Genomic DNA, 24,087 nt, shown 5'->3' with positions numbered 1-24,087 from the left:
CCGCGGTGTCAGCCGTTGTCCGGCTTGACGATCCGCCACTGCTGGTCGTCGGTGTCGGAGCAGTCGAAGAGGGTCAGATTCGTCCCGTTGCCTCCGGTGCTGTAACCCGCCACGTCCAGACACTTGTTGTTGCTGGCGAAGTTACGGATCCAGTAGGCGCCGTCGGGCCGCTTCTCGACCCACCAGAGCTGGTTGTCCGCGGTCGTGCCGTCACAGGTGAACTCGGTGATCGGCGTACGGACCGGCTGCGCCCCGTAGGCCGGCAGGTCCATGCACAGCTGGTCCTTGACGTTGCGGATCTGGAACAGCCGCCGCCCGCCGGGACCCAGCTTCGGGTACCTGACCTCCAGGTTCCACAGCTGGTTGTCGTGGCTCGTCCCGTCGCAGATGTACTCCTGGACCGGGCCGTTCGTCTTGCCCTTCTCGTAGCCCGGGATGTCCGCGCACTTCTTGGTCGTCGGGTTGTACAGCAGCACGTTCGTCGCCGGGACCACCGGCGGCACGGCCTTCTTGGTCACCTTCGGCTTGGCCGTCTCCCCGCCGTCGCCTCCGCCGCCCCCGCCGCCCGAACCCGTGGCGGCGGCGTGCGTCTCGGGAGCGGGGGCCGCCTGCGACGGCACCGCCTCCGGCACGCTGGACGCCGCGGTGAGCGGGGTCGGCGACGGGCTCGGTGCGAGCGTCGTCCCTGCTTCGGCTGCTGCTACTTGTTCGGTGGCGAGGCTTCTGACCTGGGGTTTGTAGGCGATCCAGAGGAGGATGAAGGTCATGGCGAGGGCCATGAGGGTGCCGAGGAGGGTGGCGAGCCAGCGGGGGAGGAAGCCGCGTTGGACGTAGGTGCCGTCGACGGGGAGGGGGTTGACTCCGGAGCGTTGTACGGCGAGTCGGTAGGGGCGTTCTTCTTTGGGGCCGAACCAGATGATGCGGCGGGGTTTGAGGGTGGCTTTGACGAAGGCGGCGCGTCCGGGTTCGATCTGGACGTTGGCGGGGTGGAGGTCGTAGGTGAGCTGGTCGCCGTTGTCGTTGCCGTTGAGGCTTGCGGTGAGGCGGGTGTTGCCGAGGTTGTCGATGGCGAGGCGGGGGCGTCCGCGGAAGCGTCCTTTGACGGTGGGGGGGACGAGTTCGGCGCGGATCTCGGTGAAGGGGGTGATGGTGAGGTTGCCCTCGGGGACGGTGACGGCTTCGGGGTGTTCGGTGGGGGTGATGCGGATGGCGTAGGGGTTGGGTCCGGCGGTGGCGTCGGGGGTGCGGGGTGGTGCGAAGGTGAGGTCGACGGTGCCGGTGGTGCCGGGGTAGAGGCGGAGGGTCTGGGGTTCGAGGGTGGTCCAGGGGGCGATGGGGCCGACGGGTTCGAAGCGGTACTCGTCGACGACGTCGCCGGTGTTGCGCAGCCGCAGCCGTACCCGGGTGCTGCTGCCCGGATCCACCGTCGCCGACGCCGGTTCCAGGGAGGTCCAGAGGGTCATGTCGCCTTCTGCCGTTCTCTCTGCGGTGCTGGGACGGTCAGACCGTGAACTTGACTGCTTCGAGCCAGCTGCTGTTGTTCAGGGTGCCGCCGAAGATGTAGTCGGGACGTGCCTTGGTGCATCCCTGGGCGAGCCAGCCGGTGTCGTGGACATGGGCGACCTGGCAGAGCTGCCCGCTGCCGACGTTGATGGCGAAGCCCAGCAGGTTCGGGGCGGACTGCCGGGCGGTGCCGATGTAGTTGTCCTTGCCGTCGGCGGCCACCGCGGTCCAGACCCCCTGCCGCCACTTGCCCTGGCCGTTGGTCGACTGGTCGTCGTGGATGAAGTCGTTGCCCGCCGACCCGGCGACCCCGGCCACCGCGACGTTCAGCGCCTTGAGCGGCTTGCTCAGGCCGACCGTGCCGGCCATGGTCCCGTCGCACACCGGCTTGGTCCAGCCCTTGCCCGTGACGTACGCCCGGTAGCAGATGTGCCGCCCGTTGGGGTCGTCCGCGGCCAGCCGGCGCACCGCCGTCGCAGCGGTGTCCTCCTTCGGCCTGGCGGTCACCGTGGCCGTCGCGGCGGCCCCGCCGCCGCCCCCACCGCCGCCGCCTCCGCCCGCACCGGCGTTCGCGGCCTGCGTCCCGGTGTCGGCGGGAGGGATCGACACCGCCGGTGCGCTCGTCGCCGACAAGGGCGGTTCCGGGGTCGTGGACGGGGTGGGCGCGAGTGTGCTGCCTGCTTCGGCTGCCGCTACTTGTTCGGTGGCGAGGCTTCTGACTTGGGGTTTGTAGGCGATCCAGAGGAGGATGAAGGTCATGGCGAGGGCCATGAGGGTGCCGAGGAGGGTGGCGAGCCAGCGGGGGAGGAAGCCGCGTTGGACGTAGGTGCCGTCGACGGGGAGGGGGTTGACTCCGGAGCGTTGTACGGCGAGTCGGTAGGGGCGTTCTTCTTTGGGGCCGAACCAGATGATGCGGCGGGGTTTGAGGGTGGCTTTGACGAAGGCGGCGCGTCCGGGTTCGATCTGGACGTTGGCGGGGTGGAGGTCGTAGGTGAGCTGGTCGCCGTTGTCGTTGCCGTTGAGGCTTGCGGTGAGGCGGGTGTTGCCGAGGTTGTCGATGGCGAGGCGGGGGCGTCCGCGGAAGCGTCCTTTGACGGTGGGGGGGACGAGTTCGGCGCGGATCTCGGTGAAGGGGGTGATGGTGAGGTTGCCCTCGGGGACGGTGACGGCTTCGGGGTGTTCGGTGGGGGTGATGCGGATGGCGTAGGGGTTGGGTCCGGCGGTGGCGTCGGGGGTGCGGGGTGGTGCGAAGGTGAGGTCGACGGTGCCGGTGGTGCCGGGGTAGAGGCGGAGGGTCTGGGGTTCGAGGGTGGTCCAGGGGGCGATGGGGCCGACGGGTTCGAAGCGGTACTCGTCGACGACGTCGCCGGTGTTGCGCAGCCGCAGCCGTACCCGGGTGCTGCTGCCCGGATCCACCGTCGCCGACGCCGGCTCGAGAGAGGTCCACAGGGTCACTTGGCGGACTCCTCGGCGCTCGCGGACTGCGGTATCGGCACTTCGTTGCAGTACATGCGTCCCACGTATTCCTTGATCTCCACGATCTCCACGGCGATCTCTGCCGAGACGCCGGTCGCGATCTCCACGGCGGCCGTCACGGCGCCTGTTCGTCGTCTTCCGTCCGCTGCACCGCGGGCACCGGGCCGCTCATCACCCGGCGGGCGTTGTCCACCGCGTGCCGCTCGCCCGAGTCGCCCTCGGAGGACACCCGTGCCCCCGCCCCGTTGTCGGTGCCCGGCACCGGACCGGCCAACTGGTCGTTGTAATGCGTCAGTTCGTGTGCCCAGTCTTCCTTGGACAGCGAACCGCCGACCACGATGTTCGGACCGGAGGTGTACGCCTTCGCCTGCAGTTCCCTGGCCGACTCCCGGGCCAGGGCGTTGGTGTGGACACGGACACCGCTGAAGTCGGCCCCATGGAACCGGGCCTCCATCTCGCTGCGCAGCCCCGCATCCATCTGTTCGCCGGGGGACTTCACCACCTCGTTCACCAGCGCCCGCCGCTGCACCTGCGGCACATGCCCGCAGCCCGCGTCGTGCTGATGCTCGTTGGCCGTGCGCTGCACCACCGGGGACGGCCCGCACGTGGCGGCGTGCGGGTCCCGTCCGGCGGCGACCGCGCGGGCCACCGCCGCGTTGCCCGCGAGGCGTTGCAGGGTGAGCATCCGTCCGGCGGCGGATCCCCCGGCGGTCTGCGGACCGGGGGAGGCGGACAGAGCGACCGGTGACCACACGGATCTGATCGGCCCGGTGACGCGGGCGCGGTCCTCCTGTGCGTGCATCAACAACCCTTCGGCGACGGGGTACCAGGACTACGGCGCACCAGGGACGCGGACAAGGTCCCTGAGGGCAGACCCGGGGGCAGATCCGGGGGCGGATCCAGGAACGGACCCGGGGACGGGCCCGGGACGGACCCGGGGCGGCGCCCACCGTACACCGTCCGCGACCGCCGTCACGTTGTGCCGTCCGGCGGCGGATCCGGGTCCAACCGCCCGTGCGCGTCCGTCACATGCCCCCGGCCGCCCGGCTCCGCCACCATCCGCCGTACGGCCGACACCGGCATCCTGACCACCACCGGCACGCTCAGCACGTGGTCGACCACGCCGATGCCCTGCCGGGCGTCCCGCACCCGCCCCGTGTGCCGGGGCCGCACCCGTGCCACCGCCCGGAACTGCACGGTGAACTGCACCAGCGCCGACTCCTCCTTGGGCTTGTGCAACGGTCCCGTACCCGCCGCGAGCCCCGCGGCGTCGGTGGGACCGCCGTCCCGGGTGTGGGCGACGGGCATGCTGTTCATACCCGAGTAGTCCGCCTTCACCGGGCCCTCGCCACCGGAGAACCGGGCCGACCTGCCGTGGTGCGCGGCATGCCGGTGCTCGGTACCCGTCGGGCGCAGCTCGTCCGGGGCGCTGCGCACCAGCGTCTCGAACGACAGCTCGGCGCTGCGGCCCAGTACCCTGCCGTGCAGCAGCCGGGCGTGCAGGGAGCAGGCGATGTCCTGGCCCTCCACCCCGGACACATGCACCGGCGGCAGCTCGGCGCCCGCCGACACCAGCATCGGCAGAGCCGACATCAGCCACTCCGTGGACACCGCCTCGGTCTGCGCATAGTGCGCCGCGTTCCCCGGGGTGCGGAAACCGGAGTCCACGTGGGCCGCGGCCATGGCCCGGCCCAGCGACTCCCGTACCTCCGGCGCCCCCCGGAACCCGTTGACCTGGGCCGCCGGCGGCAGCGCCGCGCCGTCCTCCCGCCAGCCGCGCAGCCGCCCCGGCGAGGCGGCCGCGACGGCGGGACCGGCGGGGACCCGGTGACCGCCCGGCACGATGGTGCCGTTGCCCTGCCCGGTGGCGACCGGCCGCGCCTGCTCCGCACGGGCCAGCGCCGTCAGGTCCTTCGAGAGGGTACGGAACACGAACTGGCTGTCGAACCCCACCGACGCCAACTGACCTGACTTGGAAAGCAGTTCGAGATCGACCCGGAACGGCACGGCCACCTTCGACTGGGCCTGCGAGGTGTCCACGACGGTCCGCAGCCCGATCTGCCCGCGGCCCACCGCGGTCCGCTGACCGGAATCGGTGCTCCCGACGGCGGGCGCCGCGACCGCGCCCGCGCTGCCGACCGCGTCGTCGTGCGGCTTCCCCGAGCCGGTGAACGAGCCCTCCACGGAATGCGTCTCGCTCTCCCGGTGGCTCTCGGCGCTCTGGGCCGTCGCCACGGTCGAGTACTCCATGTCGCGGTCGCCGCCCGGGCCCACGACCGCGCCGGCACCCTGGCGCCGCAGCCGCAGGACCGCCCAGTACGGCGTCGCCCGGCGGCCCGGCGTACCGCTGTTGCGCAGCAGCTCCACGGGGACGCCGCCGTCCATGGCACTCGCGAGCAGCGCGGTCACGCCGTCCCGGTCCAGCACCCGCAGCAGCCTCTGCACATTGTCGAACGGGTCGTCGAGCCGGGTCGCGGGCAGCAGGTCGCGGGCCAGACCGCGGTCCCCGACGGCCGCGCGCAGCCGGTTCAGCAGGGGCACGAAGTCGGGCAGCTCCTCGATCAGACCGAGACCCAGCGGCTGCCCGGCGGCGAGCGCCGGCACCCCGGGCGGAGCACCCGCGCCGTCCCCGGTGTCCCGGGCCCCCTCCGGCGCGGCCGCCACCGGACCCGGGACGCTCCCGCCCTTCACCGCCGTGGCCGCCGCGGTCCCGCCGTCCGCCGTCGCGGCTGCCGTCGTCGTGCTTCCGCCGTTTGCCGTCGTCGCCGTCTCAGCCGTCGCGGCCCCGTCGTCCGCCGCCCGCGCCGCCTCCGGATCCTCCAGGCCCGCCGCCCGGAGCTGCGCCGTCGTCAGCCACACGGCCACCGCGCCCAGCAGGGTGCGCTGCCCCGCGGCGACATACGGGCCGAGCCCGTTGACCTTCACCTCGGCGGCCATCCGCACACCGAGGTTGCACTGCACCAGGAACAGCGGCTCGGTGCGCGGATTGACCGCGTTGCGCTCCACCGTGCCGCCCAGCGACGTGCTGCGCGCATCCGTCACGGCGGTGCCGTGGTGGTACGACGCGGACTCGCCCAGCGACCACGCCTCGCCCTTCTGGGAGCCCGCCCCGTTGAACGTCACACCCTTGCTCCTGGTCCGCGACCGCTGTCCCGACGCCTGGTGGCCGCCCAGCGCCATGTTCTCCATACCGGCGCCGGTGCTCTTCAGCACGACCCGCGGCGCGGTGAGCGCGAAGCGCGTGCCGACCGCGCCGTGCAGCCCGGCGAGCCGCCGCGGATGGCGCAGGTCGCTGATCACCCAGCCGGAGTCGACGCCCTGCCGCAGTGCGCCGGTGACGGCCTGCGGCGAGAACCGGTCCTCGACCGCGAGGCGCGGCGCCAGCCCCTCGGCCTCGTACGCGGTGTCGGGATCCTTGTCGGTACGGCCCTTGCGGGCGGCCCGGCCCAGCAGCTCGAAGGCCAGGTTCTGGATGTCGCGCCCGTCGCCGACGGTCTCCACGAAATCCCAGTCCCGCAGATCACCCCGGGCCGCCGCACCGCTGAGGGCCCCGATGCCCTCACTGCCGAGCGGGTGCGCGCGGTGCCCGCCGCGGGCCCGTCTGTCCAGTGCGCGGCGGGTGTCCGCGTCCACGGTGAGCGCGGTCGGAGAACTCAGCCGGACGTCCTGGCCCTGTCCCTCGAAGGCCAGGTGCCGGCCCGTCGTACCGGCGTCGGTCGACGCGATCACCTCGGCCTCGGGCTCGTCCCGCCCCGGGCTGCCGGGCGTCACCGCCCGCTTCAGGGTGCGGTCCCGGCTCGTCATGGTGACCTGCACACCGAACCGCAGCCGGGTGCCGAACGTACTGGTCGACGTGGAACCGCTGTTGAGCGAGTCGGTACGGGTGGTGGGCCCGCCCTGCTCGGTCCGCCCGCTCTCCACCGCCGCGTCGGCCGTCACACCGAAGGACAGCACGCCCGGGATCACCGTCATCTGCATGTTGCCGCGCACCCCGGCCTGCCGGGCCCCGCTGCGACCGGTCTGCCCGCTCGTCGAGATGCCGGAGCTGCTGCGCACCAGCCAGTCCGCCGTATCGCCCAGGTAGGTGACCTCCCCGATGCTGCCCTTGACGCGGATCTGCACATCGTGCGAGGTGAGCGCGGTCTTGCGGCGCAGCCGCACCGGTATCCCGCCGGACAGCAACTGGTCCTTGTTCGCCCGCAGGTTGGTCTCCGACAGCACGGTGACCAGCTCCCGGTGGTTGCGGCGCTGCTGCTCGGCCTCCGCACGCGAGTTCCCGCCCGGCACCCGGGGCGGCCCCTCGAACCCGGGCAGATACCCCGCCAGCCGCGGGCTGGTCGCGAACAGCTGCTCCAGCGCGGCGATCAGCGGCCGGGTGTCGAGATGGGTGAGCGCGGTGCTGGAGCCCATCGCGTCGAACGGCAGATGCCGTTCCACCGGGCGGGTGGTGCCGTCGGGCGCCGTCTCGGTCGGCCGGCTGTAGAGCTCGCCCGGCGTGGTGCCGGGCGGCAGCGGCAGCCCGAGGTGGCCTGCCTCCTCGGCCCGCAGACTGACCCACGCGTCCAGGGTGTGGTGCGCCGTACGGTGCCCGGCGACCGCCATCGCCGGTGACGCGGGCCCGCTGCCCTGCACGGTCAGCCGGATCCGGCCGCGGTAGAGCACCTTGTCGCCGCGCACCTCGGCGCCCTGCCGGGTGGCCACCGCCCCGTCGGCGGCGCTGAACCGGGCCCGCTTCAGGCTGCCGTGCGCGATGCCCTGGAACCGCAGCACCGGCCCCGCCGCCGGAGCGCCGAAGGCGACGGCCGGACCGGCCCCGCCGCCCCCGCTCACGCCCTTGCCCGTCGTCGTACCGGCGGCGTGCTGGGCCTGCTGGTGGGTGCGCAGCTGGGTCTGCCCCGCCGCCCACCCCGGGGCCAGCGACAGGACGTCGGCGCGCATCCGGTACGCACTCGCCCCGCCGCCGTCCTTGGCCTGCAGATCCTCCCCGGGCACCCAGCCCGCCAGATACCGTCCCAGGTCCTGGAGCACCGTCGCGCCCGCCGTCGCCTCGTACAGCCGGGCCCGCCCCGGCGCCCCGGGCGCGGTCACCGACGGGTGCAGCACCGAGGCCACCGCGTCGAACAGCCCGCCGCCGCCCGCGTGCGGGCCGCCCGGGTCCTCCACGGACAGCACCGCCGTGGAGGTCGCCAGCCGTACCGCCCGCGACCGCGCGGGACTCAGCGCCGGCCCGTGCGCGGGCCGGGCGGTGCCCAGCGGCACCAGATGCTCGCTCGGCACGTGCATCGTCAGGCTGCCCGCGCCGGTGAAGGTCCGTGGCCGCCCCGGCGCGTCCTGCCGCACGACCCGCACGGTGTACGTCACCTGCCGCGGCGCCCGTACCGAGCCGCCCGCGCTGCGCAGCGTCCGGGGCTCGGACACGGTGCGCGTGGTGTGGGAGTCCTGCGTGCTGGTCAGCGCCCCGGACGCGGCGAACTGGGCGCCCGCCCACACGCCGGGCGCGGCGGGCAGCAGCAGGGTGCCGGACGCGCTGATGCCGGTCTGCCGGGCACGCACCGCGTCGGAGGCGACCGTGCCGGAGGAGGTGTGCAGGTGGTCCACCTTGGTCGCCGGGTCCTGCAGACCCGTGTTCGCGGCCGTGGCGGGGGCCTGCGGAGCGGCCGGGTTGGGGAACAGGGTGGGGGCGGGTTCCCGGGCGGCGTCGCGGGTGACGGCGACCGTGACGTCGTAGGGGCCGTCCTTGCCGCGCACGGCGAACGCCCGCCCGGCGCCGTAGAAGGTCTCGGGGCGTCCGGCCAGCTCGTGACCGATCACGGAGGTCTGTCCGTCGTCCGCGCCGGTGGCGCGGCTGACGGCGTGCCCCACGAACTCGTGGCCCTTGAGGCCCGAGGCGGTGGACAGCCCGGCCGACGTCATGTCCAGCAGATACGGCGGCAGGACCAGCGGCGGAGGCTGCGGCAGCCCCGGCGCCGGCCCGCCCGGCGGGACCGCGGGCGCCGTCCGGCGCCCACGCCCGGCCCCGCGACGACGACCGGATCGGCCAGGCCCCGCGACGACGGCGGGCCGGGTGTCTGCGGAGCCGTCGGTCTCTTCTTCGGGGATGGGTGCGAGTGTGCCCGGTCGGTGCTGGGCCCGAATCGGGCGGACGGGTCCTTCGGTGTCGACCGGTCCGGTGTCTGCGGAGCCGTCGGTCTCTTCTTCGGGGATGGGTGCGAGCGTGTCCGGTCGGCTCTGGGCCCGGACCGGGCGGACGGGTCCTTCGGTGTCGACCGGTCCGGTGTCCGCGGAGCCGCCGGTTCCTTCCTCGGGGATGGGCGCCAGCCCGCCCGGGGCGCTCCGCGGCCGGGCCCGCCGGTCGAGCAGACGGGCGGCGGCGGCGTTCCCCGCCGAGTTCTGCAGCGCCAGCACCTGACGCGGGCCCAGCGCGCCCGGCGACGGCACCGCGCCGAGCGCCGCCCGGTCCGCACCGTCCTGCCGTGCCCCCGCCGTCGGAGGGGCCGCGGCGACGGCGGCGTCCTTGCCGGGATCCCGCTCTCGTGCCCGCACCCACGCCTCCCCACCTGTGGTGGGACACGGCATCCCGCCAGGCGGGGGACAGTAACCGAAGGCCACGGCACGTCGACAGAGCGTCCGGAACGGTTAACTTTGCGCACACGGCGGATGAAGTCGATGTTAAAAATCATCCACCAGCGGTTTCCCTTAACCGCTTGCCCCAAAGGGCAGGAAGAGGGGCACTAAAGCTGCCCCCGACCGAGTACGGGAAACCGTTTCGGCTGTCGCGCCCGCGCGTGAGGCTGGGAGATGTTCGTATCTCGTACCCCCGAGGAGCGCAGAACATGCCGTCCTACCTGTCGCCCGGCGTCTACGTCGAGGAGGTGGCCAGTGGCTCGCGCCCGATCGAAGGGGTGGGTACGTCCGTCGCCGCCTTCGTCGGACTCGCCCCGGCCGGACCGCTCAACGAGCCGACGCTGGTGACCAACTGGACGCAGTACGTCGCGGCGTTCGGCGAGTTCACCGAGGGGTACTACCTGGCGCACTCGGTCTACGGCTTCTTCAACAACGGCGGTTCGGCCGCCTACGTCGTCCGGGTCGGCGGTGCTCCGGGGGGAGCCGCCGGTGAGGGCGCCGCCGCGAACGGCTCTCCCGCCGCCCTGTCCGGCTCCGGCACGGGCCCCGCCGCGCTGACCGCGGGCGAGCCCAAGCAGCTCGGCACCTTCAGCGTCACCGCGACCGGCCCCGGCGACCTGAGCGTCGAGGTCGCCGACCCGGAGGGCGAGGGCCCCGCCGAGCGCTTCAAGCTCGTCGTCAAGGACGGCGGCAAGCCCGTCGAGTCCTTCGACGTGACCGCCAAGAAGGGCGGCCGCAACTATGTGGTCACCCAGGTCAAGGAGCGCTCCAGGCTCATCGTGGTGACCGAGGCCGCGCCCGCCGCGCAGCTGGTCCGCCCGGACAACCAGACGGTCGCCCTCGCCGCCGCCGGCCCCGCCCCGGCGGACGCCGCCCCGGTCGAGAACGCCGGCACCCACCCCGGCCCGGCCCAGTACCTCGGCGACTCCGCCGACCGCACCGGCTTCGGCGGCCTGGAGGCCGTCGACGAGGTGTCCATGGTCGCCGTGCCCGACCTGATGGCCGCCTACCAGCGCGGTGCGATCGACCTGGAGGCCGTCAAGGCGGTCCAGCTCGGCCTGATCGCGCACTGCGAGCTGATGGGCGACCGCGTCGCCATCATCGACCCGCCGCCCTCCCTGAACGCCCGTCAGATCCGCGTCTGGCGCCAGGAGACGGCCGGCTACGACTCCAAGTACGCGGCCCTGTACTACCCCTGGATCAAGAGCTTCGACCCGGCCAGCGGCCAGTCCCAGCTGATCCCGCCGAGCGGTCACGTGGCCGGTGTCTGGGCCCGCAACGACGCCGAGCGCGGCGTCCACAAGGCCCCGGCCAACGAGGTCGTCCGCGGCGCCGTCGACCTGGAGCTCCAGATCACCCGCGGCGAGCAGGACCTGCTCAACCCGATCGGCGTCAACTGCATCCGCGCGTTCCCCGGCCGCGGCATCCGCATCTGGGGCGCCCGCACCCTGTCCTCCGACCCGGCCTGGCGCTACCTGAACATCCGCCGGTACTTCAACTACCTCGAGGAATCCATCCTCATCGGCACCCAGTGGGTGGTCTTCGAGCCCAACGACCACAACCTGTGGGCCCGCATCCGGCGCAACGTCTCGGCGTTCCTGGTCAACGAGTGGCGCAGCGGCGCCCTGTTCGGCCAGCGCCCCGAAGAGGCGTACTACGTCAAGTGTGACGACGAGACCAACCCGCCGGAGTCGGTCGACGTCGGCCGGGTCATCTGCGAGATCGGCATCGCACCGGTCAAGCCCGCCGAGTTCGTGATCTTCCGGCTGGCCCAGTTCTCCAGCGGAAGCGGTGAGTTGCAGGAGTAGTCCTCCGGAACACTCGGCAACTCCCCACCCCCGCAAGCATCCCGTCGGTGCCGGCAGCGTCGCCGGCCCCGGCGGTTTCGTCAGGCCCGTTTAGAAGGACCAGAAGGACAGGCAACGGCAGATGAGTCTCCAGCCGGGTGACGCCCTCACCTCACATAATTTCGGCCTCCAGATCGACGGCGTGATGGTCGAGTACCTCGCCGAGGTCAGCGGCCTCACGATGGAGCAGGACGTCATCACGTACCAGCAGAACACCCCTGACGGGAAGAACCACGTCAGGAACCTGCCGGGCGTGAAGAAGAACGGCACCTGCACCGTCATCCGCGGCATGACGCAGTCGGCGTCGTTCACGCAGTGGATCAACGACTCCATCAACGGCATGATGGCCACCGCCCGTAAGAACGCCACCATCATCATGATGGACTTCCAGAACACCCCGGTGAAGCGCTACAACCTGCGCAACGCCTGGTGCAGCAAGATCGACACGTCCACCGTGAAGGCGGGCGAGGCGGCCGCGCTCACCGAGACCGTGACCATCACGTTCGAAGAACTGGTCATCGAGTAATGAGGCGTTCGGCCGGATCGGTGCTCCCCGCCCAGCAGCCCCAGCCTGCGGCCCAGCCGCCGCAGGCCGCGGCCGCGCAGCCGTCACCGGGGGAGGCGGAACCCCAGCAGCCGCCGCAACGGCAGCAACAGCAGCAGCTCCGCACCGAGTTCCCCTTCCAGCTGCCGCGCGGGTACGTCGACGAGCAGGGCACGGTGCACCGGGACGGCTCCATGCGGCTGTCCACCGCACGGGACGAGCTGATCCCGCTGCGGGACGTCCGGGTCCAGGAGAACCCGGCGTATCTCTCCGTCGTCCTGCTCGGCCGGGTCATCACCCGGCTCGGCACCCTGCCCATGGTCCACGACGGGATCGTGGAGAACATGTTCGCCTCGGACCTGGCGTTCCTGCAGGACTTCTACCGCCAGATCAACGCGGAGGGCCACACCCGCGCGGCCGTGCAGTGCCCGCACTGCTCGGAGCCCTTCGAGGTGGAGCTCGGCGGGAGCCGCCTGGGGGAATCGTGACGTACGCGACCGACCGGCTGCACGAGGAGATCGCGTACGTCGCCTACCACTTCCACTGGAGCCTGGAGGACATCCTGGACCTGGAACACTTCGACCGCCGCCGCTACGCCGGCGAGATCGCGTCCCTCGTGACGCGTGCCGCCGCAGCGGAGGGCTGAGCCGTGGGGTTCCTGGACCGGCTGCGCGGGCGGGGCGAGGGTGAGAAGGCGGCGGGTACGGCCGCCGGGGGCGCGTTCACGGAGCCCCCGGCACCGGCCCAGGCCGCCCCGGTGCAGGCGCCGCGACCGGTGGTCGCGGCCGCCTGGACCGGGCTGCCCGCGATCCAGCGGATCACCGGCGCGGGCCCGGCCGGGGTCGCCGACGCCGGCTTCGGCGGTCGTCTGCCGACCTGGCAGAACCCGTCGTTCATGGGCGTACGGTCACCCGCCGTCCTGGACGCCGAGTCCAGCGCGTCCCTGGACAGCGGCGCCCTGACGGCCTCCGCCCGCCGTACTCCGGGGGCGGGGCTGGAACGGCCCGCGATCCCCTTGCCCCTGGCGGGACGCGAGCCCGCGGCGCCGGCCGCGGTGCCCGGGGTGCAGCGGCTGCCGGTGGTGCCGCTGCGGATGATCACGCCTGCGGGCCGGCCGGGGACGCCGGAGGCGCCGACGGGTCCCGTGCGGGCCGGAGGCGCCACCACGACCCCCGCCACCGGCCCGGCACCTGCCGCCGCCGGCGGAGGTCCGGCTCCGGCGGTGCAGCGGATCCCGATGGGGGCAAGGCCCTCGCGACCGCGCGCTGTCACCGCGCCGGCCCCGCCCGTCTCTCCGGGGCCCTCGGGCTCTTCCGGACCGGTTCCGGGCCCAGCCCCCGCGGGCTTCACGGGTACGCCGGGCACCGCCCCGGCCCCACCGGCGGTGCCCGTGCCGGTGGTTCCGGCGGTGCAGCGGACACCGGCCCGGCAGACGGGCCCCACCGTGCCACCCCCCGCTCCCGGCGTGCGGGTGACCCCGGCACGTTCGGTCGCGCCCCGGCAAGGGTCCCTGGTCCAGGCACCGGCGGCCCCGGCCGTGCAGCGGCGGAAGCTGCCGGCGGCGCCGAGGACGTCCACGCCCACCGCTCCCTCGGCACCCGCTTCACGCGGCGCCGAGGGAGCGGCGGCCGGCGAACCCCCGGCGGGGCCGACGGACTCCGACCGAGGAGCAGCCCACCCGGCACCCCCCATCGCACCGGCGCAGCGGACGGCCACGGCAACGAGCGGTCGCCCCACCACCGACGCCTCTCAAGGCGTGTCGACCCCGGGTGCCACGGCACCTGTGGTGCAGCGGACGCCGACCGGAACGAGCGCTCGCCCCGCCGCCGACGCCCCCCGGGAGACGCCGCCCCCTGGCGGCGCGGCCCCCGTGGTGCAGCGGACGGCGACGGGAACGAGCGGTCGCCCCGCTGCTGACGCCTCTCAAGGCGTGTCGGCTCCGGGTGCCACGGCACCTGTGGTGCAGCGGACGGCGACCGGAGCGAGCGGTGGCCCCGCTGCCGACGCTCCTCAAGGCGTGTCGGCTCCGGGTGCTACAGCACCTGCGGTGCAGCGGACGGCGACGGGAATGGGCGGTCACCCCGCTGCTGACGCCTCTCAAGGCGTGTCGGCTCCGGGTGCCACGGCACCTGTGGTGCAGCGGACGGCGACCGGAACGGGCGGTCACCCCGCCGCTGACGCCCCTCAGGGCATGTCGGCCCCTGGCGCCGCGGTGCCCGCGGTGCAGCGGACGGTGTCACAGGACACGGCACCCGCCACCGGCGGTACGGGCAGGGCATCGGCACCGCGGATCGGCCTCGGCGCCCCCGTGAGCGGCGCAGCGCCCGCCACGGGTACCGGTGCTGTGCCGACCCAGCCGGTCCCGGCCGGAGGCGACGGCGCTCCGGCGGCGCCCGTGGTGCAGCGTTCACCGGCCCACAGGGCCGACGAACGGGCACCCGCGGGCCGGGGGTCCGGGGGCGTAGCCCCCGGGGACGGGAACGGGAAGGGGCGGCGGGGGCGAGAGAACCCCCTACCCCCCTCCCCGGCCACAGCCGTCGGCACCGGCCCCGCGCCCGTGCAACGGACGACGACCCGGAGCGCAGCACCGGCTGATCACGGCTCCGGAGCCGCAGACACGCCGCCGGCACCCCGGCCCGCCGCCCCCGCCGTACAGAGGTCCGCGTCGCGAGCCGCTGCCACCCCGGGCCCGGTGCCCCGTACGGCCGAGGCCACCCCGACACCGCCGGTCGCCGGACGGCCCGCGCCCCGGGACGAAGCGACGGCCACTGTTCCCGGCCTCACGGACCCTGCGAGGCCCCGGCCCACCGGCACGCCTGCCCTGCCCGTCGTCCAGCGGTCCGTGTCAAACGGCCCGGCAACGCCCCCGGCCGCAAGAGCCTCGGACACTGCACCGGACGCCACCCCGATAACCGTCCCGGGCCCCGGCACCGGCCCGACGGTCCCCGCCGTACAGCGGACCGTCTCCCACCCCACCGGGACCGCCACTCCGCCGGCGACCCCTGCCGCAGGCAAGCCGGTCGCTGCGACCGAGCCGCAGAAGCCCCCCGTACGGAACCCCCGGCCCTCCACGACCGGCCCCTCGGCCACCGCGGCGACCCCCGCCGCAGGCAACCCAAGTCCTCCCGCCGCGCCCGTCGTCCAGCGCCGCACGACCGAACCCGGCACGCACCAGGGCCCGTCCACCGCACCCCGAGCCGGCCTCGGAGCCCCCGTGGCCGCACGCCCCGTGACACCGGCCCCGGCCACCCCTCCGAACCCGGCCGCCCCCGCCCCCGTACAGCCCCCGGCACAGGTCCCCGCCCCCGCCCCCGTGCAGCGCAAGCCCGCAGGGCAGCCGGCCCCGTCCCGGCCCGCCGTACCCCCGGCCACCCCCCGGGAGCAGCCCCGCCGCCGTACCGCCCTCGGCGCCCCCCTCACCGCCCCCTCCGCCGCACGGTCGGCGCAGGCCGCCCGGCCCTCCCGGACGACCCCGCCGGTCCAGCGCATCCCCGTACCTTCCGTACCCTCCGTGGCTCCCGTGTCCCCCGCGGTCCTCGCGACCGCAGCGGCCCTCACCACGGCTCCCCCCGCCTCCACCGGCACTCCCATCCCGGCCGGCACTCCCACCCCGGCCGTCACCCCCGCCCTCACTCCCACCGGGACCACCACACCCATGGACCTGGACCAGTCCTCCACCCCCCTCCCGCTGTCACCGGCACCCACCACCCCCGCAACGCCCCACACCCCCAGGCCGGTTCAGCGCCTCACCCAGCCCGCCCCCCTCACCCACCCCACGCTCCCCGCGCACCGCCCCACCCCCATACCCGCCCCCGCCGCCACGGCCACGGCCAGGACCACCGCGGTCCCCCTCCTGCCCCCCACCCCCGCCCACAGCTCCCCCCTCCACCTCCCCGTGGTCCAGCGGACCCCCGCCACCGAGACCGGTCCCGCCCCCACGCCGGTCCACACGGTCTCGGCCACCAACACCTTCCTCAAGCAGGCCCTGGCCGGCATCACCACCCAGTCGGCCACCCACCAGCCCACCCAGCCGCCCCCGCCCCCGTACACTCCCCGGGTCCCCCAGGTGGCCTCGGCCCACGAGCCGCCCCTCGACCCCCCGCCGCCACCCCCGTCGGGCCACGAGTGGGACGCGCCTCCGCCCGCCTACACCGAGGCCGCCGGGGGAACCGGCGGCAGCGGCGGCTTCGACCCCGCCGCGCTCACCGAGTTCCAGGTCGACGCGCTGACGCACCGGATGATCGACCGGATCATCCGCCAGGTCCGCGCCGAACTCCGCCGGGACCGCGAACGCATCGGCAAGCTCCGCGACACCCGCCGCTGACCCCCTCGCCCACCGCACCGCCGTCCGCCCCATCACCCACCCGCCCACCGACCGCCACCACCCCGCACACAACACCGCCCCAAGAAAGGCCAGACCCCGATGGCTCGCCAGGACCCGGGTTCCACCATCTGGTTCACCCTCTCCATCGACGGCGAGAGCCTCGGCTACTTCAACACGTGCGAGGGACTGTCGTCCCGGGTGGAGGTCGAGCAGCGCCAGGAGGGCGGCAACAACGGGTTCGTCTGGCAGCTCCCGACCCGCGTCACGTTCTCCAACATCCGGCTGTCGCGCCCGCTCACCCCGGACACCGCGAAGGTCGCGAAGTGGATCTCCTCCGTGCAGACCGGCATCAAGCGCCCCACCGCGCAGATCACGGCGCTGCGCGCGGACGGCTCCGAGGTGGCCCGCTGGGGCCTGCTCGACGTCCTGCCGGTCAGCTGGCAGGGCCCGTCCCTGGACCCCGCCAACCCGGCGGTGGCCACCGAGGTCCTGGAGATCACCCACCACGGCTTCACCGACTGAACCGACCGACCCGGCGACACCGCATACCCGGCCGACCTGGCGAGAGCCGACCGAGACAGCCGACCGAGCCGACCGACGGACCGAAGGGCACCCACACCACCATGAGCACCAAAGGCGCAGGCCGCAGCCTCGTACGCGCCACGCTCGCGATCCACGAGCCCCCCGTCGGCACCAGCCGCACCCCCGGCGGCATCATCAAGACGTTCTCCTTCGACTTCAACCCGGCGCAGCTGTCCATCGCCCGCCGCGCCCAGTGGAAGGCGTCCGCCGCGCCGGTCGAACGGGACGGCGCGCTGCCGGAGTTCCTCGGTACCCAACCCCGCGAGCTGGGCCTGGAGGTCTTCCTGGACACCTCCGACGAGCCGACCAGCAACTCGGTGCTCAAGAAGGTGGAGTCGCTGCTGGCCTGCTGCGAGGTGACCGACAAGAGCATCGCGGCCAAGCAGCCGTCGCCGCCCTGGGTGGTGTTCGAATGGGGGTCGTTCAAGACGGCGCGGTTCACGGCGTACGTCAGCTCGGTCGACGCGTCCTACACCCTCTTCGGGACGAGCGGCGTGCCGATCCGCGCGACCTGCCGGCTCCAGCTGCACGAGATCCCCGGCAAGACGCCGGGCCAGAACCCGACGTCGGGCGCGCTGACCGCGCAGAGCGTGCACCGCGTGGTGGCGGGCGACTCGCTGCAGTCCCTGGCGTGGCGGGAGTACGGCGACTCGTCCGCGTGGCGGGCCATCGCCGAGGCCAACGGCATCGACGACCCGACCCGGCTGACCGCCGGCACGGAACTGGTCCTGCCGGCCGCGGAGGAGGTGCGCCCCTGATGGTGAAGTACGCCTTCTCCAACGTCATCGACGTCACTGTCGCCGGCACCAAGCTCAACGCCTCGTCCGAGTACGGCCGCTGGCTCGTCGAGGCGCATGTCGACCAGGGCGTCGGGGTGCCCGCCGCGTTCCACCTCACCTTCCGCGACCCCTACCGCCTGCTGCTCGGCAAACTGAACGTCGCCTTCGGCAGCCCCGTCGTCATCGCCCCCGTCTCCGACGGCACCGGCGCCTCCGACCCGCTGCTGACCGGCGAGGTCACCGCCCTGGAGGCCGAGTACGACGGCACCGGCAGCTACGCCGTGATCCGCGGCTACGACCACGGGTTCCGGCTGATGCGCCAGCGCCGCGTGGTGGCGTACCGCAACCAGACCGCCTCCGACATCGCCCGCAAACTGGCCGCGCAGGACGGCGTGCCCATCGGGCGGATCGAATCGACGAAGACGGTCTACGAGTTCATCAGCCAGGCCAACGTCACCGACTGGGACTTCATCGCCCGGCTCGCCGACGAGAACGAGATGACCATGTCGGTCGACGCGAAGGGCAAGTTCCAGTTCGTCAGCCCCAAGAAGGCCTCCGGCGCGCCCTCCCCGAACACCGACGGCGACAAGAGCCCGTACGTGCTCCAGGCCGGGCACGACATCCTGCGGCTGCGCACCGCCGTCACCGCCGCCGACCAGGTCGGCAAGGTGGAGTCGCGCGGCTGGGACGTCACCACCAAGAAGACCCTCACCGCGACCTCGCCCGCCACCGCCAACCCGGGCATCACCATCGGCACCGCCCCGGGCACCGCGGCCGGGAAGTTCAAGACGGCCAAACTCGTCGAGACGCAGACGCCCTACGACAAACAGGCCGAGGTCAAACACGCGGCGGACGCCCTGTCCGACGACGTGACGGGCGCCTTCGCCGAGCTGGAGGCCGTGGTGCGCGGCAACCCCAAGCTGCGGCCCGGCGTGCCGGTGGCGCTCGCCGACGTGGGCACGCCCTTCGAGGGCAAGTACACGGTGACGTCCGTGCGGCACGTCTTCGGCGACTCCCGGCACTACGAGACATGGGTGACCGTCAGCGGCCGGCAGTGGCGCTCCCTGTACGGGGCGGCGTCCGGCGGCGCGGACACGGCGGGGGCCCGCCAGTTCAGCGTGGCGCCCGCCCTGGTCACCGATGTGCAGGACCCCCTCAAACAGGGGCGGGTCAAGCTCAAGTTCCCCTGGCTGGACGACACGTACGTCAGCGACTGGACGCGGAGCGCGCAGCTGGGCGGCGTGCGCGGCGGCGGGGTGTTCCCGATGGACGTCGGCGACGAGGTGCTCGTCGCCTTCGACCGGGGCGCCCTCGACCACGCGTACGTGGTGGGCGGCCTCTACAACGGCAAGGACAAGCCGACCGTCGTCAAGGACGTACCGCTGCACGGCAGCCGCGGCAAGGCGTCCCGGCACACCGTGTCCGACCGGTCCGGCAACCGCATGGACCTGCTCGACCAGAGCACCGGGGGCCGCAAGAAGGGCGTACGGCTCTCCAGCGGCGACAACAAGCTGATCATCAATCTGGACCGCACCAAGACCGAGATCCTCGTCGACAGCAAGGGCCGGGTCACGATCAAGGGCAGCCGCTCGGTGAGCGTGGAGGCCGGCACCGACATGGTGCTCAGCGCCCGCCGCAGCCTCACCATCAAGAGCGGCGGCCCGCTGACCCTCCAGGGCCAGGGCATGGTCAACGTCAAGTCCCTGTCCGGAGTGGTCTCCCTGGACGCCCTGGGCGCGCTGAACTTCAAGGCCGGCGGTGCCGCCTCGCTCACCGCGACCGGTACCGTGCAGATCAACTCCGTTGCCAACGTGGGCATCAAGGCCGCCACCCTCACCTTCTTCGGCAAGGGCACGGCCAACGGCCTGCCCCTGCTTCCTCCCTTCTGACCCCTCCCACCCAGGCGGTGACACATGGCTGAGCAATTCGTCGGATCGGGCTGGTCGTTCCCCCTGCGTATCGGGCCGACCGGCGGCATCGCGCTGGTCAGCGGCGAGAAGGAGGTCGAGGAGGCCATCCGGCTCGTGCTGTCCACGGCACCCGGCGAGCGCCCGATGCGCCCCGAGTTCGGCTGCGCCATCCACGACCTGGTGTTCGCGCCGGTCAACGAGCAGACCGCGGGCCGTATCCAGCACGAGGTGTACGCCAGCCTCGACCGCTGGGAGCCGCGCATCGAGGTCCACGACGTGGAGGTCACCGCCGGCGAGGCCCAGAACGTCCTCCACATCGACGTCCGTTACGCGATCCGCGGCACCAACAACCCGCGCAGCCTGGTCTTCCCGTTCTACGTCATCCCCTCCCACGACGAGCCGGACAGCAGCCCCGGTACCTCCGGTACCCCCGGTCTGCCACCCGGTCCGGCTCCGGAAAGCGACCGCTGATCACCGATGGCCCTGCCCTCCCCGAACCTCGACGACCGTCGCTTCCAGCAGTTCGTCGACGACGCCAAGCGCTACATCCAGCAGCGCGCCCCGGAGTGGACCGACCACAACGTGTCCGACCCCGGCGTCACCCTCGTCGAGACGGTCGCCCACATGGCCGACCAGATCGTCTACCGGCTCAACCGGGTCCCGGAGAAGAACCACCTGGCCTTCCTCGACCTGGTGGGCATCACGCTGTTCCCGCCGTCGGCGGCCCGCACCGACGTCACGTTCTGGCTGTCGGCGCCCCAGGAGGAACCGGTCGCGGTGCCCGTCGGCACGGAGACGGCCACCGTGCGCACCGAGGCCCAGGAGGCGGTCGTCTTCGCCACCGAACGGGACCTGAGCCTCGTACCGTGCGAACTGCGCTACCTGATGGTGCAGCAGCGCGGTGAGGCGGTGACCGACCGCACCCACGAACTCGCCGAGGGCAAGGACCTCATGTGCTTCGCCGAGTCACCCGACCCCGGCGACTGCATGCTGCTCGGGCTGTCCGCCGCGGTGCCGCGCTGCGCGGTCGCCCTGGAACTCGACAGCCGCGTCGACGGTGTCGGCGTCGACCCGCGCCAGCCGCCGCTGGAGTGGGAGGCGTGGACCGAGGACGGCTGGCAGCCCTGCGAGGTCGACCGCGACGGCACCGGCGGCCTCAACCGGCCCGGCGAGGTCGTCCTGCACGTCCCCGCCGGCCACGTCCTGTCCCGCAACGCCGGGCAGGAGGCGGGCTGGCTACGCTGCCGCGTCACCGAACCCCACTCCGACCAGCCCTTCTACACCACCTCACCGACGGTCCGCTCCGCCGACGCCTGCACCGTCGGCGGCACCACCTCCGCCGTGCACGCCGACACCGTCCACGACGAGGCCCTCGGCGAGTCCACCGGCCTGCCCGGCCAGCGGCTGCGGCTGGCCGGCGCCCCCGTGGTCGGCGACAACCCGCCCCTGCTGCTGCAGACCGCCGAGCACGACGGCTGGCAGGACTGGCAGGTCGTCCCGCACTTCGCCGCCTCGGGACCCGCCGACCGGCACATCACCCTCGACGCCGCCACCGGCGAGATCGCCTTCGGCCCCGCCGTCCGCCAGCCCGACGGCACCCTGCGCCAGTACGGCATGGTCGCCCCCAAGGGCTCCGTCATCCGCGCCCGCCGCTACCGCACCGGCGGCGGCCGCGCGGGCAACGTGGCCCGCGGCGCCGTACAGATCCTGCGCACCTCCATCCCGTACGTCTCCGAGGTCGTCAACCGCGAGGCCGCGCGCGGCGGCGTGGAGGGCGAGACCGTCGAGGAGGCCAAGGTCCGCGCGCCCATCACGCTGCGCGCCCAGGAACGCGCGGTCACCCTGCGCGACTACGAGGAACTCGCCCGCCGCGCCGCCCCCGAGACCGCCCGCATCACCTGCCTGGAGGGCGAGGAGAGCGAGCACGGCGCCTACGCCGTACGCGTCCTGGTCGTCCCGCAGGCCGTCCCCGACCCGGGCGGCAGGCTGCGCTTCGAGCAGCTCGTGCCCGGCGACGCCCTGCTGGAGCGCATCACCCGCCACCTCGACGAACGCCGCCTCATCGGCACCCGCCTCGCCGTCGGCCCGCCGTTCTACCAGGGCGTCACCGTCGTCGCCACCCTGCACGCCTTCCGCGGCGCCGACACCGACCGGGTGCGCCGCCAGGCCCACGACGCCCTCTACCGCCACCTCGACCCGATCACCGGCGGCACCGACGGCAAGGGCTGGCCGTTCGGCCGCCCCGTGCAGGCCGGTGAGGTGTTCGCGGTACTCCAGCGGGTGCCGGGCGTGGAACTCGTCGACGAGGTCGTCCTGCACCCCGCCGACCCGCTGACCGGCAAACGCGGCGAGGCCACGGGCCGCATCGACCTCGACCGGCCGTCGCTGGTCTTCTCCTACGACCACCGGGTGCGGGTGATCGGCGAATGAGGGGCTCCGTCGACGGCCTGGGCTCCTCCATGCCCATCGCGCTCATGCTTCCCGCGGTCTTCGCCGACGACGACCTGGCCCAGCGGTTCGTCGCGGGTCTGGACGAGGTGATCGCGCCGATCCCCAACGTCCTCGACTGCCTGCCCGCCTACTTCGACCCGGCGCTCGCCCCGCTCGACTTCACCGCCTGGCTGGCCGGCTGGGTCGGTGCGGAGACCGACGGCACCGAACCCGAACCCCTGCTGCGGGCGGCCGTGGCCGCGGCCGCCCATCTGCACCGCATCCGCGGCACCGTCCGGGGCCTCGCGGAGACGGTACGGCTCGCGTTCGGCGTGGCGCCGGAGATCACCGAGAGCGGGGCCGCCGCCTGGAGCGCCGCCCCGCTCGGCCCGGTCCCCGGCGAACCGCGCCCGCGCCTGCACGTCCGTCTCGCCCTCCCGTCCCCCACGGCGGCCGACACGGTCCGCCTGGAATCCATCGTCGCCACGGCCCGCCCCGCCCATATGCCCTACACGGTCGAGATCACCACCGCCGACCTGTCCGCCGAAAGGACCATCGACCGATGACGACCACCCACACCTGCGCCGAGTGCGGAGTCGGCGCAGAGCCGGGACAGTCGTTCTGCGACGCCTGCGGCGCCGTCCTGAGCTGGAAGGACCGTGCCCCCGCCCGCCCGGCGGCCGCGCCCCAGGACGAACCCGCGCCCCGGGCCGCCGCCGCGGGCCGGACGCCGACCCTGATCACCACCCGTCCGGACGACGGCCCCGGCCCCGCCACGGCGACCGCCACGGCGACGACGGCCCCGGCCACGGCGGACGCCCGGGACACCGGCACCCCGGACCCGGAGGCCAGGGCCTCCACGGCACCCCCGCAGACCGAACCGACCGCACCGACCGCACCCGTCACGCCCGCCGGTGCCGATATCGATGCCGATGCCGAGGCACCGGCCATCGACGACACCGCTCCCACCCAGCCGGTCCGCAGGACGACCGCCCCGGCCCCGGACGAGACCCCGGCCCCCGCCGGCGAACCCGCCCCCGCCCGTGACGACGCCCCGCACCCCGGGGACGGAGCCGCACCCGGCGACCCCGGACCCCGGAGCGGCGACGACGGCATGTCCGAACGCGCCCGCCGCCTCCTCATCCCCGTCGCCGACGCGGACCCCCGCCCCGCACCCCCCACGGTCGCCCCCGTGCTGCCCGGCAGACCGGTCGACCGGCGCCCCCAGACGGTCCGCGCCCCCGGCCAGGAACTCGGCGCGGACGGCGGCCTCCCCTGCCCCTGGTGCGGCACCCCCAACCACCCCGACCGCCACTACTGCGCCCGCTGCGCCATGCCGATGGCGGCCGACGGCCGGGCCACCGGCCGCCGCCCCTGGTGGCGCCGCATCTTCAGCTTCGGCAGCCAGGAGACCCCCTGGGCGGGTGACCGTCCCCGCCTGCGCCGCACCTTCGACCGCATCCTGACCTGGCTGGGCGTCGGAGTGATCCTGGCCCTCCTGATCACGCTGGCGGTGAACATCCCGCGCGGCGTCCAGGCGACCAAGGACCACTTCGCCAAGCGCGCCCCCGTCGCCCCGGACAAGGTGACGGCGTCCCGTTCCTACCCCGGGCACAAGCCGGACCTGGCGTTCGACAAGCTGAACAACACCTGGTGGGGGCCCGGCATCACGGAGTCCGGCCAGGGCCAGTGGATCGAGGCGAAGTTCACCGAGCCGACCCGGCTGCTGGACCTGGTCCTCACCCCGGGCACCTCCACCCGCGCCGACCAGATCTCCAAGTCGGCCCTGCCGCACCGTATGAAGGCGACCGTCAAGACGGCCGACGGCAAGACCGAGACCCGCGAACTCAACTTCGACCAGGGCGCCGGCGGCCAGCGCCGTCCGTTCCGCGTCAAGGACGCCGTGTCGGTCCGCTTCACCCTGGAGACGGCCTACACCGCCTCCGCCGACAAGCAGGTCGCGATCGCCGAGATCGAGTTCTTCGGCCCGTCCAACAGCAGCACCACCTGAGACACGCCGCACGCCCCGCACCCCCGGTGGGGTGCGGGGCGTGCGGCGTGTGCGGGG

Annotated in this window: 18 protein-coding genes; 12 read left to right on the top strand and 6 right to left on the bottom strand. The window is 73.7% G+C overall.

Annotated elements, in window-relative coordinates; translation table 11 throughout:
- Positions 1 to 8: 8 nt before the first annotated feature.
- From ABZ862_RS31930 to ABZ862_RS31910, 5 genes are all read right to left on the bottom strand, one after another.
- Positions 9 to 1,463, bottom strand: a complete 1,455-nt coding sequence (locus tag ABZ862_RS31930; protein WP_360965782.1) for an RICIN domain-containing protein — start codon at positions 1,461 to 1,463, stop codon at positions 9 to 11.
- 37 nt (positions 1,464 to 1,500) lie between these two features.
- Positions 1,501 to 2,958 (bottom strand): hydrolase, encoded by a 1,458-nt coding sequence (locus ABZ862_RS31925; protein ID WP_360965779.1) that lies wholly within the window; start codon positions 2,956 to 2,958, stop codon positions 1,501 to 1,503.
- Positions 2,955 to 3,098, bottom strand: a complete 144-nt coding sequence (locus tag ABZ862_RS31920) for a hypothetical protein (protein ID WP_360965776.1) — start codon at positions 3,096 to 3,098, stop codon at positions 2,955 to 2,957. The genes ABZ862_RS31925 and ABZ862_RS31920 overlap by 4 nt, the downstream gene beginning before the upstream one ends.
- Entirely contained in the window at positions 3,095 to 3,781 is a 687-nt protein-coding gene (locus ABZ862_RS31915; RefSeq protein ID WP_360965773.1) for a DUF4157 domain-containing protein, read from the bottom strand. Before ABZ862_RS31915 ends, ABZ862_RS31920 begins: the two co-directional genes overlap by 4 nt.
- 170 nt (positions 3,782 to 3,951) lie before the next feature.
- Complete coding sequence (locus tag ABZ862_RS31910; protein ID WP_360965770.1) at positions 3,952 to 9,522, bottom strand: hypothetical protein; 5,571 nt, start codon at positions 9,520 to 9,522, stop codon at positions 3,952 to 3,954.
- 290 nt (positions 9,523 to 9,812) lie between these two features.
- Here ABZ862_RS31910 and ABZ862_RS31905 point away from each other — a divergent pair, with 290 nt between their 5' ends.
- The 4 genes from ABZ862_RS31905 to ABZ862_RS31890 all read left to right on the top strand — a co-directional run bounded on the left by ABZ862_RS31905 (position 9,813) and on the right by ABZ862_RS31890 (position 12,640).
- Complete coding sequence (locus ABZ862_RS31905; RefSeq protein WP_360965767.1) at positions 9,813 to 11,411, top strand: phage tail sheath subtilisin-like domain-containing protein; 1,599 nt, start codon at positions 9,813 to 9,815, stop codon at positions 11,409 to 11,411.
- 121 nt (positions 11,412 to 11,532) lie between these two features.
- Positions 11,533 to 11,976, top strand: coding sequence for a phage tail protein (locus ABZ862_RS31900; protein ID WP_360965764.1), 444 nt, complete (start codon positions 11,533 to 11,535; stop codon positions 11,974 to 11,976).
- Entirely contained in the window at positions 11,976 to 12,482 is a 507-nt protein-coding gene (locus ABZ862_RS31895) for a hypothetical protein (RefSeq protein WP_360965761.1), read from the top strand. The genes ABZ862_RS31900 and ABZ862_RS31895 overlap by 1 nt, the downstream gene beginning before the upstream one ends.
- Positions 12,479 to 12,640 (top strand): DUF6760 family protein, encoded by a 162-nt coding sequence (locus tag ABZ862_RS31890; protein WP_360965758.1) that lies wholly within the window; start codon positions 12,479 to 12,481, stop codon positions 12,638 to 12,640. The genes ABZ862_RS31895 and ABZ862_RS31890 overlap by 4 nt, the downstream gene beginning before the upstream one ends.
- Here the strand turns inward: ABZ862_RS31890 and ABZ862_RS31885 are convergent.
- Positions 12,586 to 13,173 carry a hypothetical protein gene (locus ABZ862_RS31885; RefSeq protein WP_360965755.1) on the bottom strand — a complete coding sequence of 196 codons (588 nt, stop codon included), beginning with the start codon at positions 13,171 to 13,173 and terminating at the stop codon, positions 12,586 to 12,588. The genes ABZ862_RS31890 and ABZ862_RS31885 overlap by 55 nt on opposite strands.
- A 2,332-nt stretch (positions 13,174 to 15,505) precedes the next feature.
- On the opposite strand from ABZ862_RS31885, the gene ABZ862_RS31880 reads away from it, so the two are divergent.
- The 8 genes from ABZ862_RS31880 (at position 15,506) to ABZ862_RS31845 (ending at position 24,030) form a co-directional block, all read left to right on the top strand.
- Positions 15,506 to 16,318, top strand: a complete 813-nt coding sequence (locus tag ABZ862_RS31880; RefSeq protein ID WP_360965753.1) for a hypothetical protein — start codon at positions 15,506 to 15,508, stop codon at positions 16,316 to 16,318.
- A gap of 99 nt (positions 16,319 to 16,417) precedes the next feature.
- Entirely contained in the window at positions 16,418 to 16,840 is a 423-nt protein-coding gene (locus ABZ862_RS31875; RefSeq protein ID WP_360965750.1) for a phage tail protein, read from the top strand.
- 101 nt (positions 16,841 to 16,941) lie between these two features.
- Positions 16,942 to 17,658, top strand: coding sequence for a LysM peptidoglycan-binding domain-containing protein (locus tag ABZ862_RS31870; RefSeq protein WP_360965748.1), 717 nt, complete (start codon positions 16,942 to 16,944; stop codon positions 17,656 to 17,658).
- Positions 17,658 to 19,568: a VgrG-related protein gene (locus ABZ862_RS31865; RefSeq protein ID WP_360965745.1), complete on the top strand. Its 1,911-nt coding sequence runs from the start codon at positions 17,658 to 17,660 to the stop codon at positions 19,566 to 19,568. Before ABZ862_RS31870 ends, ABZ862_RS31865 begins: the two co-directional genes overlap by 1 nt.
- Before the next feature lie 24 nt (positions 19,569 to 19,592).
- Positions 19,593 to 20,060 (top strand): GPW/gp25 family protein, encoded by a 468-nt coding sequence (locus tag ABZ862_RS31860; protein ID WP_360965742.1) that lies wholly within the window; start codon positions 19,593 to 19,595, stop codon positions 20,058 to 20,060.
- 6 nt (positions 20,061 to 20,066) lie between these two features.
- A complete protein-coding gene (locus tag ABZ862_RS31855) occupies positions 20,067 to 22,019 on the top strand; it encodes a putative baseplate assembly protein (RefSeq protein WP_360965739.1) in 1,953 nt (650 codons plus the stop codon).
- A complete protein-coding gene (locus tag ABZ862_RS31850; RefSeq protein WP_360965736.1) occupies positions 22,016 to 22,585 on the top strand; it encodes a phage tail protein in 570 nt (189 codons plus the stop codon). Before ABZ862_RS31855 ends, ABZ862_RS31850 begins: the two co-directional genes overlap by 4 nt.
- On the top strand, positions 22,582 to 24,030 hold the full coding sequence (locus tag ABZ862_RS31845; protein ID WP_360965733.1) for a zinc ribbon domain-containing protein: 1,449 nt from the start codon (positions 22,582 to 22,584) through the stop codon (positions 24,028 to 24,030). Before ABZ862_RS31850 ends, ABZ862_RS31845 begins: the two co-directional genes overlap by 4 nt.
- Positions 24,031 to 24,087 lie beyond the last annotated feature (57 nt).

This window comes from Streptomyces sp. NPDC047000 (assembly GCF_040644295.1).
In the GTDB taxonomy this organism is placed as follows: domain Bacteria; phylum Actinomycetota; class Actinomycetes; order Streptomycetales; family Streptomycetaceae; genus Streptomyces.
The sequence above is the reverse complement of the archived record's forward strand: the minus strand, read 5'-3'. Positions and strand labels throughout refer to the sequence as shown.

What these genes read in the sequence shown, in the direction of transcription:
- ABZ862_RS31930 (WP_360965782.1), bottom strand. Translation starts at nt 1,463, where the DNA reads ATGACCCTCTGGACCTCCCTGGAACCGGCGTCGGCGACGGTGGATCCG.
- ABZ862_RS31915 (WP_360965773.1), bottom strand. Translation starts at nt 3,781, where the DNA reads ATGCACGCACAGGAGGACCGCGCCCGCGTCACCGGGCCGATCAGATCC.
- ABZ862_RS31905 (WP_360965767.1), top strand. Translation starts at nt 9,813, where the DNA reads ATGCCGTCCTACCTGTCGCCCGGCGTCTACGTCGAGGAGGTGGCCAGT.
- ABZ862_RS31900 (WP_360965764.1), top strand. Translation starts at nt 11,533, where the DNA reads ATGAGTCTCCAGCCGGGTGACGCCCTCACCTCACATAATTTCGGCCTC.
- ABZ862_RS31895 (WP_360965761.1), top strand. Translation starts at nt 11,976, where the DNA reads ATGAGGCGTTCGGCCGGATCGGTGCTCCCCGCCCAGCAGCCCCAGCCT.
- ABZ862_RS31875 (WP_360965750.1), top strand. Translation starts at nt 16,418, where the DNA reads ATGGCTCGCCAGGACCCGGGTTCCACCATCTGGTTCACCCTCTCCATC.
- ABZ862_RS31870 (WP_360965748.1), top strand. Translation starts at nt 16,942, where the DNA reads ATGAGCACCAAAGGCGCAGGCCGCAGCCTCGTACGCGCCACGCTCGCG.
- ABZ862_RS31865 (WP_360965745.1), top strand. Translation starts at nt 17,658, where the DNA reads ATGGTGAAGTACGCCTTCTCCAACGTCATCGACGTCACTGTCGCCGGC.
- ABZ862_RS31860 (WP_360965742.1), top strand. Translation starts at nt 19,593, where the DNA reads ATGGCTGAGCAATTCGTCGGATCGGGCTGGTCGTTCCCCCTGCGTATC.
- ABZ862_RS31855 (WP_360965739.1), top strand. Translation starts at nt 20,067, where the DNA reads ATGGCCCTGCCCTCCCCGAACCTCGACGACCGTCGCTTCCAGCAGTTC.
- ABZ862_RS31850 (WP_360965736.1), top strand. Translation starts at nt 22,016, where the DNA reads ATGAGGGGCTCCGTCGACGGCCTGGGCTCCTCCATGCCCATCGCGCTC.
- ABZ862_RS31845 (WP_360965733.1), top strand. Translation starts at nt 22,582, where the DNA reads ATGACGACCACCCACACCTGCGCCGAGTGCGGAGTCGGCGCAGAGCCG.